Origin of the sequence: Stenotrophomonas sp. ATs4 (assembly GCF_051861585.1) — a bacterium.
Lineage (GTDB): Bacteria > Pseudomonadota > Gammaproteobacteria > Xanthomonadales > Xanthomonadaceae > Stenotrophomonas > Stenotrophomonas maltophilia_AS.
Genome location: NZ_JBLYPK010000008.1, coordinates 197,788 through 214,276 on the forward strand (window position 1 = coordinate 197,788; position 16,489 = coordinate 214,276).

A 16,489-nucleotide genomic window follows, 5' to 3' on the forward strand; every position below is an offset into this window, starting at 1 on the left:
AAATGAAAACGCCCCGGCTTGCCGGGGCGTTTTCATTGCAATGACAAGCTGCCTCAGCTGGCGGCCGCGCGTACGGCGGCAGACAGGCGATCAAGCGTGTCCTGCATCAGCGTCGCGTCATCGGCCTCGACCGTGACCCGCACCACCGGCTCGGTTCCGGAAGGGCGCAGGAACGCACGGCCACGACCGGCCACCGCCTGCTGCGCGTCAGCGAGCGCGGACTGCACGCTTTCAGCCTGCACCGTGGCCTTGGCCGAGACATTGCCCAGCCGCACGTTGACCGTCTTCTGCGGCACCCGCACCAGCCCCTTCAGTGCCTGGCGCAGGGTCTGGCCGTTGTTGCGCAGCGCCACCAGCACCTGCAGCGCGCTGACGATGCCATCGCCCGTGGTCGCCCGATCCAGGCACAGCAGGTGTCCCGACGCTTCGCCGCCGAGCACGCCGCCGCCTTCGATCAATGCCTGGTGCACGTAGCGGTCACCGACGTTGCTGCGCTGGAACGGAATCTGCAGATCGGCGAAGGCCTTCTCCACACCGTAGTTGCTCATCAGCGTACCGACCACCGGGCCGCGCAGGCGGCCTTCGTCCTTCCATGCACGCGCCAGGATGTACAGCAGGTCATCACCATCGACCGGATTACCCTGGTCGTCGGCCATCAGCACGCGGTCGCCGTCGCCGTCGAAGGCAATGCCGAGATCGGCACGGGTCTCGCGCACCTTGGCGGCCAGGTTGTCGATATGGGTGGAACCGACGCCGGCGTTGATGTTGACGCCGTTGGGTTCAGCACCGATACCGATCACTTCCGCACCCAGCTCACGGAACAGCAGCGGTGCGATCTGGTAAGTGGCCCCATGCGCGCAGTCCAGGACCAGGCGCACGCCACGCAGGTCGAATGCACGCGGCACGCTGGCCTTGCAGAACTCGATGTAGCGGCCAACCGCCTCACGTGCGCGCGAGGCCTTGCCCAGCTTCTCCGATTCCGCGGTGGTGAACGGGACATCCAGCGCTGCTTCCAGCGCCAGCTCGGTGGCATCGTCGAGCTTCTCGCCCTGGGCGGAGAAGAACTTGATGCCGTTGTCGTAATGCGGGTTGTGCGAAGCACTGATGACGATGCCGGCATCCACGCCCAGCGTGCGGGTCAGGAATGCCACGGCCGGGGTGGGCATCGGCCCCAGCAGCTGCACGTCGGCGCCGGCGGCGACCAGTCCAGCTTCCAGCGCCGCTTCGAACATGTAGCCGGAGATGCGGGTGTCCTTGCCGATGATCACGATCGGCCGGCGCCCATCCTCGCCACGCTGGGCAACCAGCACGCGGCCCAGGGCGTTGCCCAGGCGAAGCACGAAGTCGGCTGAGATCACCCCCTGACCGACCCGCCCACGGATGCCATCAGTACCGAAGTACTTGCGGCTTCCCATCACGCCACCTCCGGCGCCGGCTGACGGCCCAGCATCGCCAGCAGATCGGCGAGACGGTCGCGCATTTCACGGCGGTCGCAGATCTGGTCAATGGCGCCGTGCTCGAGCAGGAACTCCGAACGCTGGAAGCCTTCCGGCAGCTTCTCGCGCACGGTCTGTTCGATCACGCGCGGGCCGGCGAAGCCGATCAATGCGTGCGGCTCGGCAATGTTGATGTCGCCCAGCATCGCAAACGATGCCGACACGCCGCCGGTGGTCGGGTGGGTCAGCACTGAGATGAACGGCAGGCCCGCTTCACGCAGCTTGCCCAGCGCCGCCGAGGTCTTGGCCATCTGCATCAACGAGAACAGGCCTTCCTGCATGCGCGCGCCGCCACTCTGCGAGAAGCACACGTAGGGAGCACCGATCTCGACCGCGGTTTCGGCAGCCAGCGCGAAACGCTCACCCACCACCGAGCCCATCGACCCGCCCATGAAGGCGAAGTCGAACGACGAGGCCACCAGCGCACGGCCCTTGAGCAGGCCCCGCATGGCGATCAGCGCGTCGTATTCGCCGGTGTTCTTCTGCGCGATCTTGATGCGCTCGCTGTACTTCTTCTGGTCCTTGAACTTGAGCAGGTCGGTTGGGCCCAGGCGCGCAGCGATCTCGGTGGTGCTGTCGGCGTCGAACAACGCCGCCAGACGCGCACGTGCACGGATCGCCATGTGGTGGCCGCACTTCGGGCAGACCTCCAGGTTCTCTTCCAGCTCCGGCCGGTACAACGCGCTGCCGCAGTTGCTGCACTTTTCCCACAGGCCCTCGGGGACGCTGCGCTTCTTGCTGGGGGTGTTGTCGGTGCGGATGCCGGACGGCATCAACTTGCTGAGCCAACTCATGCGGGAGGACACTTCCGTTCAGGGCGGCCCAAGGGCCGCAAAGGCGGACAGTCTAGCTCCGCTTTCCCTGCCCGTGCACCCCCTGCACCACCGGCCGAAGGCTGGAAAAACCATGCTGGGACGTACGTTTAGGTGCTGGGTCATGCCGGCCGCTGGCCGGCAGCCACTATGTGCAGACCGATGGGTAGTGCCGGCCGCTGGCCGGCAGCCCTTGCACGCGGGCGGGTACGGAGGATGCCGGCCAGCGGCCGGCACTACCGCTACGCGTCCAGCGCCTGCCGCAGCGGGGCAAGGAAGGCGCCGGCACGCTGCGCGGCCTCCTCCGCCGAGCCCGCTTCGGCCAGAGCAGCCACCAGCGCACTGCCGACCACCACGCCATCGGCCTGGCGGGCCATGGCCGCGGCACTGGCCGCATCCTTGATGCCGAAGCCCGCCACCACCGGCACCGTGGCGCGCGCGCGCAGAGCCTGCAGCCGTGCGCTTGCTGCATCACTGTCCAGCCGCTCGGAGGCACCAGTGACACCGGCGAAGCTGACGTAATAGAGGTAGCCACGCGCCAATGCCAGCAGCTTGTCGGCGCGCGCCTCGCTGGTGGTCGGCGAGGCCAGCAGCACCAGTGCCAGGCCCGCCGCATCAAAGGCCTGCTGCGCTTCCCCGGCCTCTTCCGGCGGCAGGTCGACCAGCAGCACACCGTCGACGCCGGCGTCCACGGCGGCCTTGGCAAACGCCGCGTAACCATGGATCTCCACCGGGTTCAGGTAGCCCATCAGTACCACCGGGGTCTGCGCATCGCGCTCGCGGAACTGCGCTACGGCCTGCAGCACGTAGCGGCTGCCGGCCCCACGTGCCAGCGCGCGCTCGGAGCTGCGCTGGATGGTCGGACCGTCGGCCATCGGGTCGGAGAACGGCACGCCCAGTTCAATCACATCGGCACCGGCATCGACCAGCGCATGCATCACCGGCACGGTCGCCTCCAGCGAAGGATCACCGGCGGTGATGAAAGGGATCAGCGCCTTGCGCTGTAGTGCGCGCAGGCGCTGGAAACAGGCATCGAGTCGGGAAACAGGCATCTCAGGCACATCCTTCAATCAGTTCGATTGCATCGCTGGTCCCCCAGTACATCCGGGTGACCTTCCCTTCAAACAGTTCCAAGCGGATACCCAGGTCCGAACCCGGGTCCTGCCAGGTGAGGTACTCGCCCTGGTCACCGTCATACGCATGCGGGCTGGACACCGGTGGTTTCGGGAACTGGGCGACGGCCTGGGCACGGGTCATGCCGATGCGCACGCCGAACGGCCCCGGCTGTTCAACCGGCAGTTCCGGGTCATCGCCCGGCTTCAGATCAAAACGGACCACGCGGTCGTCGTCGGTCATCATCGACACGCCCGGCGGCAGCCCCTTGCCGTCGTAGTACTCGCAGTCGCCTTCGAAGAATTCTTTGGCGCCCTGCGCCTTCCAGGGGCCCAGTGACTTCAGGTCACCCATATGCTGGCCAACCAGCACGTCACCGGCGTGGTCCAGCGCCACCGACGCCACCGCCGGCGCGTCATCGCTGTTTGTCCCCTCTTCGGAGGGGGGATCGACGATGGGCGTACGCGCCATCGGGTCGAGGTCATCGTTGGCGGCCGCCCGCTGCGCAGGCTGCGAGGTGGCCTTGGCGGCCGGTGCCAGCACCGGCGGTTCCGGTGGTTGGCATGCAGCCAGGCCGAGCGCCAGCAGCAGCACGCCGCTGTTTCGCAGCAGCGAACTCACAGCACCAGCCCTTCGCGCGCGGCGATGGTATGCACGTCCTTGTCGCCACGGCCGGACAGGTTGCACAGCACGACCTGGTCGCGCGGACGCTCGCGCGCCAGCTTCATCGCCTGCGCCAACGCATGGCTGGATTCCAGCGCCGGCAGGATGCCCTCGGTATGCGCCAGCAGATGGAACGCCTGCAACGCCTCGTCATCGGTGATGCCGAGGTAGCGCGCGCGACCGCTGTCAGCCAGGAACGCGTGCTCCGGGCCGACGCCCGGATAGTCCAGGCCGGCTGACACCGAATGGGTTTCGATGATCTGGCCGTCGTCGTCGCACAGCACATAGGTGCGGTTGCCGTGCAGTACGCCCGGGCGGCCGGCGGCAATCGACGCGGCGTGGCGACCGGTGTGAATGCCATCGCCGGCCGCTTCGGCGCCGACGATCTCGACCTGGCGGTCATTGAGGAAGGCATGGAACAGGCCGATGGCGTTGCTGCCGCCGCCCACGCAGGCGGTGATCGCATCGGGCAGGCGACCGTACTCGGCCAGCATCTGCTCGCGCGCTTCGCGGCCGACGATGGCGTTGAAGTCACGCACCATGCGCGGGTACGGGTCCGGGCCGGCCACGGTACCGATGATGTAGAAGGTGTCCTGCACGTTGGTCACCCAGTCGCGCATGGCTTCGTTGAGCGCGTCCTTCAGGGTGGCCGAGCCGGAGGTGACCGGCACCACCGTGGCACCGAGCAGCTTCATGCGGTAGACGTTGATCTTCTGCCGCTCGATGTCGGTGGCGCCCATGTACACCACGCATTCCAGGCCCAGCCGTGCGGCGACAGTGGCACTGGCCACGCCATGCTGGCCTGCGCCGGTCTCGGCGATGATGCGCTTCTTGCCCATCCGCGCCGCCAACAGGGCCTGGCCGATGGTGTTGTTGATCTTGTGCGCGCCGGTGTGGTTCAGGTCCTCGCGCTTGAGCAGAATCTGCGCGCCGCCGACATGGTCGCTCAGGCGCTGCGCGTGGTAGATCGGGCTCGGCCGTCCCACGTAATGGGCCAGGTCGCGGTCATAGGCCAGCTGGAACGCGGGGTCCTGGCGGGCCTGGTCATAGGCCTGGGCCAGCTCCTGCAGCGGGCCGACCAGAGTTTCGGCGACGAAGCTGCCGCCGTAGCGGCCAAAGTGGCCCTGGGCATCCGGGAAGGCGTGGTAGTCGGCAATGGGGGAGGCAGACATGGAAGCGACCGCTGGTTCGAGACAGGTGGATACTCTAGCGCACGGGTCGTGACCGGAATATCGATATTATCTGGCATATATCGTCAGGAAATCTCACATGAGCAACTCCCTGCTGCCGCCGCTGAATGCCCTGCGTGCCTTCGAGGCCACCGCCCGCCTGGGCGGCGTGGGCCGTGCCGCTCAGGCCCTGCACGTGACCCACGGTGCGATCAGCCGGCAGCTGAAGCTGCTGGAGGACCACCTGGGGCTGCCGTTGTTCCAGCGCGCCGGTCGCGGGCTGCGCCTGACCGAGGCCGGGCAACGCCTGCAAGCGGCCTGCGGAGAGGCCTTTGCCGGCATCGAGCAGTGCGTGCGCGAACTGCGTCAGCCGGCGCGTTCACCAGCATTGGTGCTGGGCTGCAGCGGCAGCGTGCTGGCGCGCTGGATGATTCCACGCCTGCCCGCGCTGCAGGCCGCCCTGCCCGGGGTGAACCTGCAATGGTCGGCGCAGGATGGCGCCTTCACCGAGGCGCAGGCGGCGCTGGATGCGGTCCTGTTGTTGGCCCAGGGCCCGTGGCCGCGTGGCTGGCAGGTGCGCGAACTGGCCCCGGAACGGGTGGGCGTGGTCGTGGCGCCATCGCACCCGGCCGCCCAACGGCTGCGCCATGTGCCGCCTTCGGCGCTGCTGCGGGAGACGTTGCTGCACACCAGCTCGCGGCCGCAGGCGTGGCCGTCCTGGGCACAGGCGCAGGGGCTGGACCCGGCGCAGCTGCAGATGGGCACCGGATTCGAGCATCTGTACTACCTGCTGGAAGCCGCCGTTGCGGGGCTGGGCCCGGCGATCGCGCCAGAGCCACTGGTGGCCGAGGACCTGGCCGCGGGCCGGTTGGTCGCACCCTGGGGATTTGCCGCCACCGGCGGCTTCTGGGTGCTGGCGCGGTCGGACGGGCCAGCCGATGCACGCGTGGATGCACTGGCCGAGTGGCTGGGCCAACAACTCCGCTGACAACGAAAAAGGGGACGGAGGGAATCAAGTCGTATGAGGCGTATACGACTTAATCCCCTCCGTCCCCTTTTTTCACTTCAGGGTGCCGTCGGTGCAGCCAGCCGCTGCTGCAGATCCTCGCGCAGGCGCGACAGCTCCACTTCCGCCTGCTGCCGTTGCTGCATCCCTTCACGATGGATGCTGCGCACTTCTTCCACCGTGGCGATCAGCTGGTCGTGCACATGGCGCAGCGTGGCCACGTCGATCACCCCACGCTGGTTGCTGCGTGCGGTATCCACCGATGCCTGTCGCAGCAGGTCGGCATTGCGGCGCATCAGCTCGTTGGTGGCATCGTCGATGGCCGTGGACAGTTCGACCGCCGCCTTCTGTTCGCCCAGCGAGAGCTGGATGGCGAACTGGCGCTTCCACGACGGGATGGTGATATCGCGGACGGTATTGAACTTCTCGATCAGCTGCAGCGCGTTGGCCTGGATCAGGCGGATCATCGGCAGTGACTGGTCGGCAGCGTGCTGCATCAGCTGCAGGTCGGACACGCGCTTTTCGATCAGCCTGATCGCGTTGTCGATCTCGCCCTGGCGGATGCGCTGCTGTGGATCATCACTCCCCTGCCCGGCCATCTGTTCGGCCTGCAGTTCGGCCAGCCGTTGCTTGCCGGCAGCGGCATACAGGCCCAGTGCATGGCGTTCTTCACGAACGATGTCGTGCATGCGATCGAACTCGCCCACGCGCTTGCCCATCAACGCCTGCTGCACGCCCACATCACCCAGCAACTGCTCGATCTGCGCATTGGTGTCGCTGAACTTCTGCACCAGCTCGCCCTTGGATGCACGCAGGCGATCAATCAGGCTGCCAATCACCGGCACCTTCGAACGCTGCGCAAAGCCATCCAGTTTCAGGCTGCGTGCGATACGCACCACTTCGCCCAGTTTCTCGCCACTGGCATCCAGGTCTCGGTTGCGCACCTGGTCCAGCAACTGGCTGGAGAACGCCGCAGTTCGCGTGGCCGCTTCGCGTCCGAAGACCTGCAGGTTGCCCGGGCGCAGATCGTCCAGCTCCATGCGGATCTCGGCAATGCGCGGCAGATCCTCGCGTACCAGGCCCAGGGCCTGCAGTGCGCCCTCATCGAGCGGAGCGGCGGTGGTCGAGCCGGGCACGAGGCTACCGGGGGTCTGGCTGTCCTGGGTCATCGGGCAGTCTCCTTGCAGTTGGGTAAGCGGCAGCGGCGGCCGGCTCAGGGCAGTCTAGCCTGAGCCGCCGCAACCTCGTCATCGATCTGTGCATGCAGCGTGGCGGCCTTCCCGGCCAAGGTGGCGCCCGCAGCGGTCCGGTCCGCCAGTGCGGCCTGTCGCCAGGCCGGCAGCAGGACATCGTGGATGCGCGCGAAGCGTTGCAGCAGCACGCTGTCCTGATCCTGCAGCAGCTGCCATTGGCCGGCCTCGAGACGGCGCATCGTCGCCAGCCGGCGAAGGTGATCCAGCCGTTGCGACAGTGTGGCCTGGCCGGCGGCATCCAGCTGCGTCAACCGCGACGCGGCCAGCTCGGCCCAGGCATCCAGCGCTGCTGACGCCGCTGCACTTTCAACGATGGCCATGGCTCGCAGCTGCATGTGTTGTTGCAGGTGCCGGGCCTGCTCATGCGCCTGCAGGGCCAGCACGCCCAGCTGCGACTGCAGCGCACGCCCTTCCGCCTCACGGTCGACATCGCGCCCCAGCAGACGGCCCCACCAGCTTTCCTGTCGGCGGATCTGCGCAGGATTTCCGGCCTGGAGTGCCAGGGCAATGCGCGCCAGCGCCGCCACCAGCGCTTCGCCCGCGACCGGCGGCACCATTGCCGCCCGCTGGCCCAGTGCCTGCAGCAGCGGCGTACCGTAATCGGCAAGCACGGCGACATCGGCCGTGTCCGGCAGCATCGGTGACGGCAGTGGCGTCTGCACGGTCACGGCAACGGCGGCGGCTTCGGTGCCGGTGCTGGAATGTCTTCGATGTCCTGCGACGGCAATGATTCACCGTAGAAGTGGCGCATCAGGGCTTCGTCCAGTGCGCGCTCTTCCGGCGTCGTGGCGCGGCGTACCCGTGCACGCTGCGGCACTGCGGCGCTGGGCCCGCCGCGCTCGACCTGCTGCCGTGCCCAACCGGCGAATGCGGCCAGGGTCTGCGACACCTGTGCCTGCTGCGCCTGCGATGCCGCCAGCAGTTCGACCAGAGGGGCCAGGCCGGCCTGCAGGTCTTCAGCCAGGAGCGTGGCCGACCTGCTGGGGGCCGCCGCGACGGGTACCGGCGCGGCGGGCACCGCACGCGCTTCGGAAAGCCGCTGCAGAGCATCCAGCAGTGCCGGCCACGGTGCAGGGTCTGCAACGGCCGCCACTTCCGGCGCGGCCGGTGGCACCTGCAATGCATTGGCAATGTCGGCCAGCTGCGCAACCACGCGCCCGCCGACATCGCTGTCGTCGGCACCCATCGCCTTGTTGCGCAGGAAATCGCGCTTGATCTGCGCCCAGCGCTGCGCCTGCACGTCGTCCAACACACCGCGCAGTTCGGCCAGCTTCAACAGATTTTCTTCGGCACCGGTGGTCAGCAGCTGTGCCTCGCCCAGGTAGTGGTCGGCGATCAGCTGCTGCAGCTCGTCATCGTTCATCACCGGCGAGATCTTCTCCGCCAGCTTGTTCATGTTGCGGTAGCTGCCCTGCAGGCGGAACGGCGGCTCGGTGCGGTAACGATCGTCCTGCGCGGCACTGGCGATGTACTGCTGGTTGACCCGGTAGACCACGTCGCGCACGCGCAGCATGCGCTGCAGAGTGGTGGTGATCTCGTTGATCTCGGCACCGCTGTAAGCGTGACTGAGGCCATTGGTGGACACGTCCTTGCCCATCGCACGATCGACCAGCAGGTACAGATCGGCCATCTCGCGCGTGGCCAGTGGTGCCAGCACCGGGTTGGAGGTGAGGCTGTTCTCGATGTAGCTGAGGGTGAACGCCGCTTCCATGCCGCCGAGCACGTCGCCGAGGTTGTAGATGTCGGCACGGTTGGCCAGCATGTCCGGAATCTTGAACACCTCGCCGGATTCGGTATATGGGTTGCCGGCCATCACCACGCAGAACTTCTTGCCGCGCATGTCGTAGGTGCGGGTGCGGCCACGCCAGACGCCTTCGATGCGGCGGGTGCCATCGCACAGGGAAATGAACTTCTGCAGGAACTCGGGATGGGTGTGCTGGATGTCGTCGACATACAGCATGGTGTTGTTGCCCATCTCAAGAGCGAGATTGAGCTTTTCCAGTTCCTGCCGCGACGTCGCATCGGGTGCCTGCGCGGGATCCAGTGACCGCACCTCATGGCCGAGCGCAGGGCCATTGATCTTCATGAAGACCAGGCCAAGACGGTGCGCCACGTACTCCATCAGCGTGGTTTTGCCGTAGCCCGGCGGCGAGATCATCATCAGCAGGCCCATCAGGTCGCTGCGCTTGTTCTCGCCCACCGTGCCCATCTGCTTGGCCAGGTTGTCGCCGATCACGCCCAGATAGACATCGTTGATCAGCTTGTTGCGCACGAACGAGGACAACGGCCGCGCCTTGAACTCGGACAGCCGCAGCGTCCCGCGCTCGCGGCCGATGATGCCCTGGCGCACGGCCTGGTAGGCGTGGAAGGCCGGCACGAACTCGCGCAGGTGCTGCTGCAGGCGTGTCAGGAAGTCGTCGAGCGAGAGCGGCAGTACGCCATTGCTGATGCGTGCATGTTCACCGAGCAGCCCGGCGACCTCCACCCGCAACGCGGCATCGCTGGCCCGGCTACGCAGCTGCCGCTGCACCAGCAGCAGTGCCGCCGCCTCATCGACATAGCCGGCATGCATGGCATGCGCTGGCATCCGCGCCAGCGCACGCAGCCATTGCCCGGCCAACGCCCAACGCGCAGCCAGTGGATCCTGGCTGCGCTGCAGCGCGCTTTCAACCGCCTCGCGTTGACCGGCCTGCTCCAGCTGTTGCGCAAGCCCCTCCAGCAAGACCAGCGCGTGGCGGCTGCTGTTGAACACGGGGTCGCCGCCAGCCAGTTCCTCGCCCAGGTAGGCCGCTGATGCAGCGGCGGCAGCGGCGTCAAACGGCAACGAGTGGGACTGGGCGTAAGCCAGAATTGCCTCGCCCATCTCCTCGCGCAATGCCTGCCGTCCTTCATCGGAACCGAACAGGCGTGCCAGCGCTTCGGCACCGGTCTGGCGCGCCGGCCACTGCGCCACGGCCTCACCGCGCTGCTCGGCCGCCCAGAACAACAGGGCCAGTGCGCGCGCCTGCGGCGCGTGTCGCAGGCTGCCAGCGGCCTGCTGCAGGGGCAACAGCGCGCGCAGGATCAAGGCCGCATCGTGATCATGGATGCCACGCTCGTACCCCTCACGGTAGCGCGGCGCGGCAAACCCACGCACGCGCTGATCCAGCAGTTCGGGGTTGGCAACTTCGTGCTGCAGCGTGGCCAGATCGAGACCGTCGCGGCCATCCTGCGCGGCCATCAGCAGGCAGCCGGCCAGATATTCACCGCGGTACAGCGTGGGTGATTCCGAATCCAGCGTCACCGGCCAGAACGGCTTCAGCGCATCCAGTTCCGGATCATGCAGGGTCTCGAGGAAATCGGTACCGGTCAGGTGAATGGCCAGGCTGTCACCGCGCGGCAGCAGCGTGAGATCCAGCGCCTGGGTGTTCACGCTGAAGCGATGCCGCGGCCCCAGCCGCACCACGTTGCCACCGGCTTCATACAGATCGCTGCGATCACGCAACTGGCGCACCGCCTGGTCGCGCACGCCCTTCAGGCGTGCCTCGATGTCGTCGGCCTTGACGTTGTCGCGCAGCGCGCGCAGGCGCTCGGCCAGCTCCCGCAGCTTGAGGATCAGCGGATCGCCTGCGAAGAACGCATTGAGTTCATCGGGGGTGGCGAAACGCTCGGCACGCTTGGCCAGGCCGTCGAGGATGCGGTTGGCGGCGTCCAGGACCGAACGCGCCTTGCGCTGGCGATCATCCAGCAACGCCTGCTTGTGCGTGTCAAAGGCCTCGACCAGTTCCTCGCGCTTGCTGAGGATGTCGCCAAGGAACTGTTCGTGCTCACCGAATTGGCTTTCCAGCTCCTCCAGCTGCACCAGCAGCCGCGACAGCTGTTCGTCGGCACGCTCAGGGTCGGTGGACAGCGCCAGTGCGCTGGTGATCGATTGCGAGAACAGCGCGAACTGTGCGGCGAACTGGGCCACGGCCTCGGCCGAGCCCAGCGACCTGCGGCGCTGATCAGCGCGCGCACGTGCCTGATTGAGACGGCCGTACAACACCGAGATCGACTCGACCACGCGGGTTCGGGCAGTGGCATCGTCCACCTTCAGGCCGGCCATCAACTCGGACAGCATGTCCAGGTCGGCAGCCATGCTGCGCAGCCCTTCCAGCTGCTCGTCCAGCTGGCGCGCACTCTGCGCCTGCTGTGCGCTCTCATCCAGTGCCTGCAGGCGGCTGGCCAGCGGTGCCAGCGCAGCGTCTTCGGCCAGGAAGCCGCCGGTGGCGGCACCAACACGGTCCTGCGCCTCCACCAGCTCGGCAGCCATTGCGTCGATGCGCGCGGTGTCGATGTAACGCAGCTCGCGGATGGTCAGCAGCCGTCCGCGCAGTGCGGTGATCGCATTGAGTGCCTCGACGAAGGCCTGCACTTCATTCCAGTTCTGCGGCTGCAGGCGGCCCAGCAAGGCTTTGTGCGCGGCCTCCGCCTCGACCATCGCCTGCGACGACTGCTGGCGGATCGACTGCACCTTCTCGTACTCGTCCAGCACCGATTCGCCGGTGGCGCTGATCTGCCGGAGCAGCGCCTCGGCACCATCGCAGGCATCGTCGCCCAGCCAGTGGTGCGCGTCGAACAGGCGCCGGGTATCGGCCACCAGGCGCTGGTAGCGCTGTACCGACACGTCCTGGCCATCAATCCCGCGTGCCAGGTTGAACAGGTTGGAGATGCCACGTACCAGTTCGGCGTTGCCGATGCGCCCCATGAAGGTGTTGCCGGGCGGTCGGCTGGCGGCGAATTCGTCGCTGCTGAACGGGGTCTGCCAGACCTGCATCGGGTGGATGCGGGTTGGTTCGTTGCCTTCGGCATGGAACAGCACCATGCGCCCGTCCTGCAGGAAGGCGTAGCCATGGCCGAACACCGGATTCTGCAGTACGCGCTGGATGGTGTTGTAGACGAACAATGCCGAGCGACCGCCTTCACGCTCGTAGAAGATGTAGAGCACATCTTCGCCGTTGGGTGAGCGGATGCTGCGCTTGAACTGCATGCCGGCCATCGAGGCGTCGAACGCCTTGTGTTCGCCGCCCTGCAGGTAATAGCCCCCCGGGAAGATCACGCCATGGTCTTCGGGCAGCTGCACGCAGGCCTGCACGATGGCATCGTTGCGCACGATATCGCCGGTCAGCGTGTTGTAGATCAGGCCACGCCACGCCGTCTCGCGATACGGCAGCACCTTCAGCAGTACCAGCGAGCCCACCCGCGCGAACTCGAACTGGGCGTCGTCCAGCGACTGCGTGCTGTCCTCCACCGGCTCGCTGTAGATGCCCTGCCCGGTCTCGGTGTTGTTCTCGACCTTGATCGTCAGGTCGCCACCGGTGGTCTCGACGAACAGGGTATCGAGGATGTTCAGGTGCGAATGGCGGCCACTGACCGCCAGGTCGCGGGTGGCCTTGGTCCACTCGAAATCGAATGGCGGCGGCAGTGCGATGTCGCGCTCGCCGCGTGCGTCCAGATAGGTCAACTCGCCATCGCGCGAAAGCGCCCAGCGGAACACGCGCACATCGCTGCTGCGCTCGCCGATCTGGAACGAGGCGAGCAACTTGTCACCGACCACGATCAGCTGCAGCAGGCGCGCGTGCTTGTAGTAGGCATACAGCTCGTTGAAGTCGTGCACGAAGCCCGGCTGATCGAGGAAGCTGCCCTTCAGCTCCAGCGCGGCGACGTCGTAGCCATCGCTGCCCTGCACCAACCGGTACAGGCCGAACACGTCCTCGATGCGGGTCTGGGTCTTGAGCCCGATGAACACGTTGTAGCCGAACAGCAGGCGGTCCGGCCCCACCTGCACGATATCGCGGCCGACGCAGTTGTTCTCGCTGCGGATGCGGAAGCGACCGGCCACCTCCAGGCGGCTGTCGCCGAACTCGGCCAGGCGCTGGCGGTTGAGCTGTTCGGCAACGGCCTGCAGCCGCTGGCCCTGATCTTCAAGCCGGCGGCGCAGCACTTCATAGGCGCCGCCCTGGGCGACGGCCTGGTCGACGGTATCGCCGGCACCCTGGGCTGCAGAGGGCTCGGCGGTCGGTGTGGTTTCAGACATCAGCAGGTTTCCGGCTCACGGACGGCCGGCCATCGAAACGGCCGGCACGGTGGGCGATGGCACGCGCCATCGCCGGGGGGATCAGCGTGCGCTGTCGACCACGGGGGTGGCGGTGACAGGCACGCTCTGCACGTCCTCGGCGATCTGCCGCGGTGCGCTGTCGGTCACGTTGACCCCCAGGTAACGCTGCATCAGCTCCTGCACGATCGGGCTCTTGCCGGCGAAGCCTTCAATCGACTTGCCCAGCGAGACCGCCTTGATCAGGTTCTCGAACATGCCGCCGTCGCCACCCACCAGATCGATGTCGGCGTTGCGCAGTGCGCTGGCGATGACGCCGGCGTTCTCGCGCGAGACTTCCTTGCCGGCTTCGATCGAGGCCAGGGCCTGCTTCAGGCTGTTGTCCAGCATCATGCGGAACTCTTCGTGGCCACGTGCCTGGTCGCTCAGCGAGGCGATGGCTTCGAACTTGCGGACCAGGCCTTCGGCCTCGGCCAGCAGCTTCTTCTGCACAACGCCCGCTTCGGCATTGCCCAGCGATTCGGTGGCGGTAGCGCGGGCCAGGCCCATCTTTTCTTCGCCCTGTGCCTGCGCCTGCAGCGTCTCGGCCAGCACGCGGGCTTCGTTGCTGCCCTGCTTCAGGTTGGCTTCGGCCTTGGCTTCGATCACCCGCGCTTCAGCGATACCCACCTTTTCGATGGCCAGTGCAGACGCTTCGCGCACCTGTGCTTCGGCCAGACCGGGTGCAGCCTGCTCGGCACGGAACGCATCGGCCAGCAGGCGCTTGGCTTCGGCCTGCTTGCCGGCGGCTTCGTGCTCGGCCTGGGCCAGCGTGGTCAGTTCAACCGCACGGTGCTTGGACGCGGTCTCGCGCGCCTGCGCTTCCTTCACTTCACGTACCAGCGACTCCTGCGCCTTCGCTTCGGCTTCCAGGATCAGCACCTGCTTCTGACGATCGGCCTCGGACACCTCGCGCACTTCCTTGATGCGCTCTTCTTCCTGCGCCACGGTCTTGTCGATGGAGATGCGTTCGCGGGTGATGTTGGCCACATCCATCTTGCCCTGCTCGACCACCTTGTCGCGCTCCACGCCCTGCAGCTGCACTTCACGGTCGGTGGTAACCTGCTCCAGCTGGCGCGCGCGCTCCACGCGCTCGGCCTCGATGGCGACCGCGCGTTGACGGTTCTGCTCGGCCACTTCCACTTCGCGCAGGCGGTTCTGGTCACGGATCTCGATCAGCTGCTGTGCTTCGATGCGCGCGTTCTCGGACAGCTGGCGCTGCTCTTCCTGCACCTTGGCCGTCTCGGCTTCCTCGCGCGCGCGAATGGTGTCGATCTCGCGCTTCTGCCGTGCTTCGGCCTCGGCCTGCTGGCGTTCCAGCGCCAGCAGCGCCTCGCGTGCTTCCACGTTCTTCTTGGTGATGGCCAGCTTCTCGTTCTGCTCCAGCTCGTTGGTCACCACGTTCTGTGCGGCGGTCAGCTCGGTGATCTTGCGGATGCCCTGTGCGTCGAGGATGTTGAACTGGTCCAGCAGCGATTTCGGGGTCTGTTCCAGATAGTCGATGGCCACGTCTTCCAGCACATAGCCGTTCAGATCGTTGCCGATCACCGCGATGATCTCATCGCGGAATTCCTGGCGCTTCTCGAACAGCTCAGTGAAGTCGAACTTCTTGCCCACCGTCTTCAGCGCTTCGGAGAACTTGGCATTGAACAGTTCATCCACAGCGTGCTTGTCCGAGGCCCGGTCAGCGCCGATGGCCTTGGCCACGCGCAGCACGTCAGCCTGGGTTTCGTTGACGCGCAGGTAGAAGGCCACGGCGATGTCGGCACGCATGTTGTCGCGGCAGATCAGGCCTTCCTTGCCGCGGCGGTCGATCTGCAGGGTGATCAGGCTGATCCGCATCAGCTCGGCGCGGTACAGCACCGGAATGATCAGGGCGCCGGTGAAGTGCACTTTCGGCGTGGAACTCATGTCGTTGACGATCAGGGCCACGCCCTGGTCGACCTTGCGGTAGAACGCCTTGAACAGGCCCGCCACACCGAGCAGGAGGACCAGAATGCCGCCCACGATGATGAGGAAGGGGAGCACGGATGCCAACGTCATTGATGATTCTCCTTGTTGCCCGGAAGCAGGTTGTCCTGGAAATCGAGGGCGATCGCGTCGGCGCGAACCACCCGGTAGTAATGCTGTGCGGCGATGTGCTCGACCAGCACGATGCGCTCACCACGCTGCAGTTCGATGTCGCTGCGGATCTGCAGTACCAGCCCTGCGCCCCCATCATCGACAGTGGCATGGCCGTGGCGGGTGTCCGCTCTGGGCGAGGCGACCACGCCAACGCGGCCCAGCAGCGAGGCCTGCGGCACGGGGCGCAGGCGTAGCAGGAAGCGGCGGATGGGGCGCAGCAGCAGCGCGGTGACCGGCACTGCCGGCAGCGGCGCAAGCACGGCCACCACGGTGCCCAGTGACCAGCGCAGCAGGTCGGGCAGCGGCAGCAGCAGGTACAGGTGGATGAAGTAGGTCAGGACCCAGGCGAACAGGCTCAGCAGGGTTATCACGACCATCAGCGGCACCCCGCCCAGCCCCCATCGTGCCAGCAGCGCGGACAGGCCCGTCAGGTCGGCATCGCCGCCGAGCGCGCCGTCGGCCCCTGCCTCGCCAAAACCGTCATCAACCAGGCCGAAGGCGGCTACGCCCCAGTACAGCACCGCCACCGCCAGCACGATGCTGTACGGGAGGGTGGGATACCCGAACACGACGGTGAGGAATTCCTGCATCGCTTGCCTTCCTGGGCTGGGGCGTCAGGCGCCCGTTCGGGACGCGCAGCGCGCGCCCCGTCGATCCCCGCGCCAGCCCTCATGGCAGGCGCGCTTGGGTCCATCCTATGTGAAGAATGCGTGCAGGCTCAAATCTGCGTGCGAATCGCCG

The 16,489-nt window shown here is 66.8% G+C and carries 11 protein-coding genes; 1 reads left to right on the plus strand and 10 read right to left on the minus strand.

Annotated features, from left to right (window positions below; all coding sequences use genetic code 11):
• Window positions 1–53: 53 nt before the first annotated feature.
• The 5 genes from glmM to trpB form a co-directional block, all read right to left on the minus strand.
• On the minus strand, window positions 54–1,415 hold the full coding sequence (gene glmM / locus ABR323_RS15830; protein WP_135274596.1) for a phosphoglucosamine mutase: 1,362 nt from the start codon (window positions 1,413–1,415) through the stop codon (window positions 54–56).
• Entirely contained in the window at window positions 1,415–2,290 is an 876-nt protein-coding gene (gene accD, locus ABR323_RS15835) for an acetyl-CoA carboxylase, carboxyltransferase subunit beta (protein WP_439449980.1), read from the minus strand. The genes glmM and accD overlap by 1 nt, the downstream gene beginning before the upstream one ends.
• Before the next feature lie 260 nt (window positions 2,291–2,550).
• A complete protein-coding gene (trpA, locus tag ABR323_RS15840) occupies window positions 2,551–3,360 on the minus strand; it encodes a tryptophan synthase subunit alpha (protein WP_439449981.1) in 810 nt (269 codons plus the stop codon).
• A 1-nt stretch (window position 3,361) separates the two neighbouring features.
• Complete coding sequence (locus tag ABR323_RS15845; protein ID WP_439449982.1) at window positions 3,362–4,042, minus strand: hypothetical protein; 681 nt, start codon at window positions 4,040–4,042, stop codon at window positions 3,362–3,364.
• On the minus strand, window positions 4,039–5,256 hold the full coding sequence (gene trpB, locus ABR323_RS15850) for a tryptophan synthase subunit beta (RefSeq protein ID WP_439449983.1): 1,218 nt from the start codon (window positions 5,254–5,256) through the stop codon (window positions 4,039–4,041). The genes ABR323_RS15845 and trpB overlap by 4 nt, the downstream gene beginning before the upstream one ends.
• 97 nt (window positions 5,257–5,353) lie before the next feature.
• On the opposite strand from trpB, the gene ABR323_RS15855 reads away from it, so the two are divergent.
• The gene (locus tag ABR323_RS15855; protein WP_439449984.1) at window positions 5,354–6,241 is read left to right on the plus strand and encodes a LysR family transcriptional regulator; all 888 of its coding nucleotides are present in this window, start codon (window positions 5,354–5,356) and stop codon (window positions 6,239–6,241) included.
• Between the two features lie 77 nt (window positions 6,242–6,318).
• On the opposite strand, the gene ABR323_RS15860 is transcribed toward ABR323_RS15855, so the two are convergent.
• The 5 genes from ABR323_RS15860 to ABR323_RS15880 form a co-directional block, all read right to left on the minus strand.
• On the minus strand, window positions 6,319–7,428 hold the full coding sequence (locus tag ABR323_RS15860) for a toxic anion resistance protein (protein ID WP_439449985.1): 1,110 nt from the start codon (window positions 7,426–7,428) through the stop codon (window positions 6,319–6,321).
• Window positions 7,429–7,472: 44 nt separating this feature from the next.
• Complete coding sequence (locus ABR323_RS15865) at window positions 7,473–8,180, minus strand: hypothetical protein (RefSeq protein WP_439449986.1); 708 nt, start codon at window positions 8,178–8,180, stop codon at window positions 7,473–7,475.
• Window positions 8,177–13,567, minus strand: coding sequence for a DNA repair ATPase (locus tag ABR323_RS15870; RefSeq protein ID WP_439449987.1), 5,391 nt, complete (start codon window positions 13,565–13,567; stop codon window positions 8,177–8,179). The genes ABR323_RS15865 and ABR323_RS15870 overlap by 4 nt, the downstream gene beginning before the upstream one ends.
• 81 nt (window positions 13,568–13,648) lie before the next feature.
• Complete coding sequence (locus tag ABR323_RS15875; RefSeq protein ID WP_439449988.1) at window positions 13,649–15,667, minus strand: hypothetical protein; 2,019 nt, start codon at window positions 15,665–15,667, stop codon at window positions 13,649–13,651.
• Complete coding sequence (locus ABR323_RS15880) at window positions 15,664–16,338, minus strand: hypothetical protein (protein ID WP_439449989.1); 675 nt, start codon at window positions 16,336–16,338, stop codon at window positions 15,664–15,666. The genes ABR323_RS15875 and ABR323_RS15880 overlap by 4 nt, the downstream gene beginning before the upstream one ends.
• Window positions 16,339–16,489 lie beyond the last annotated feature (151 nt).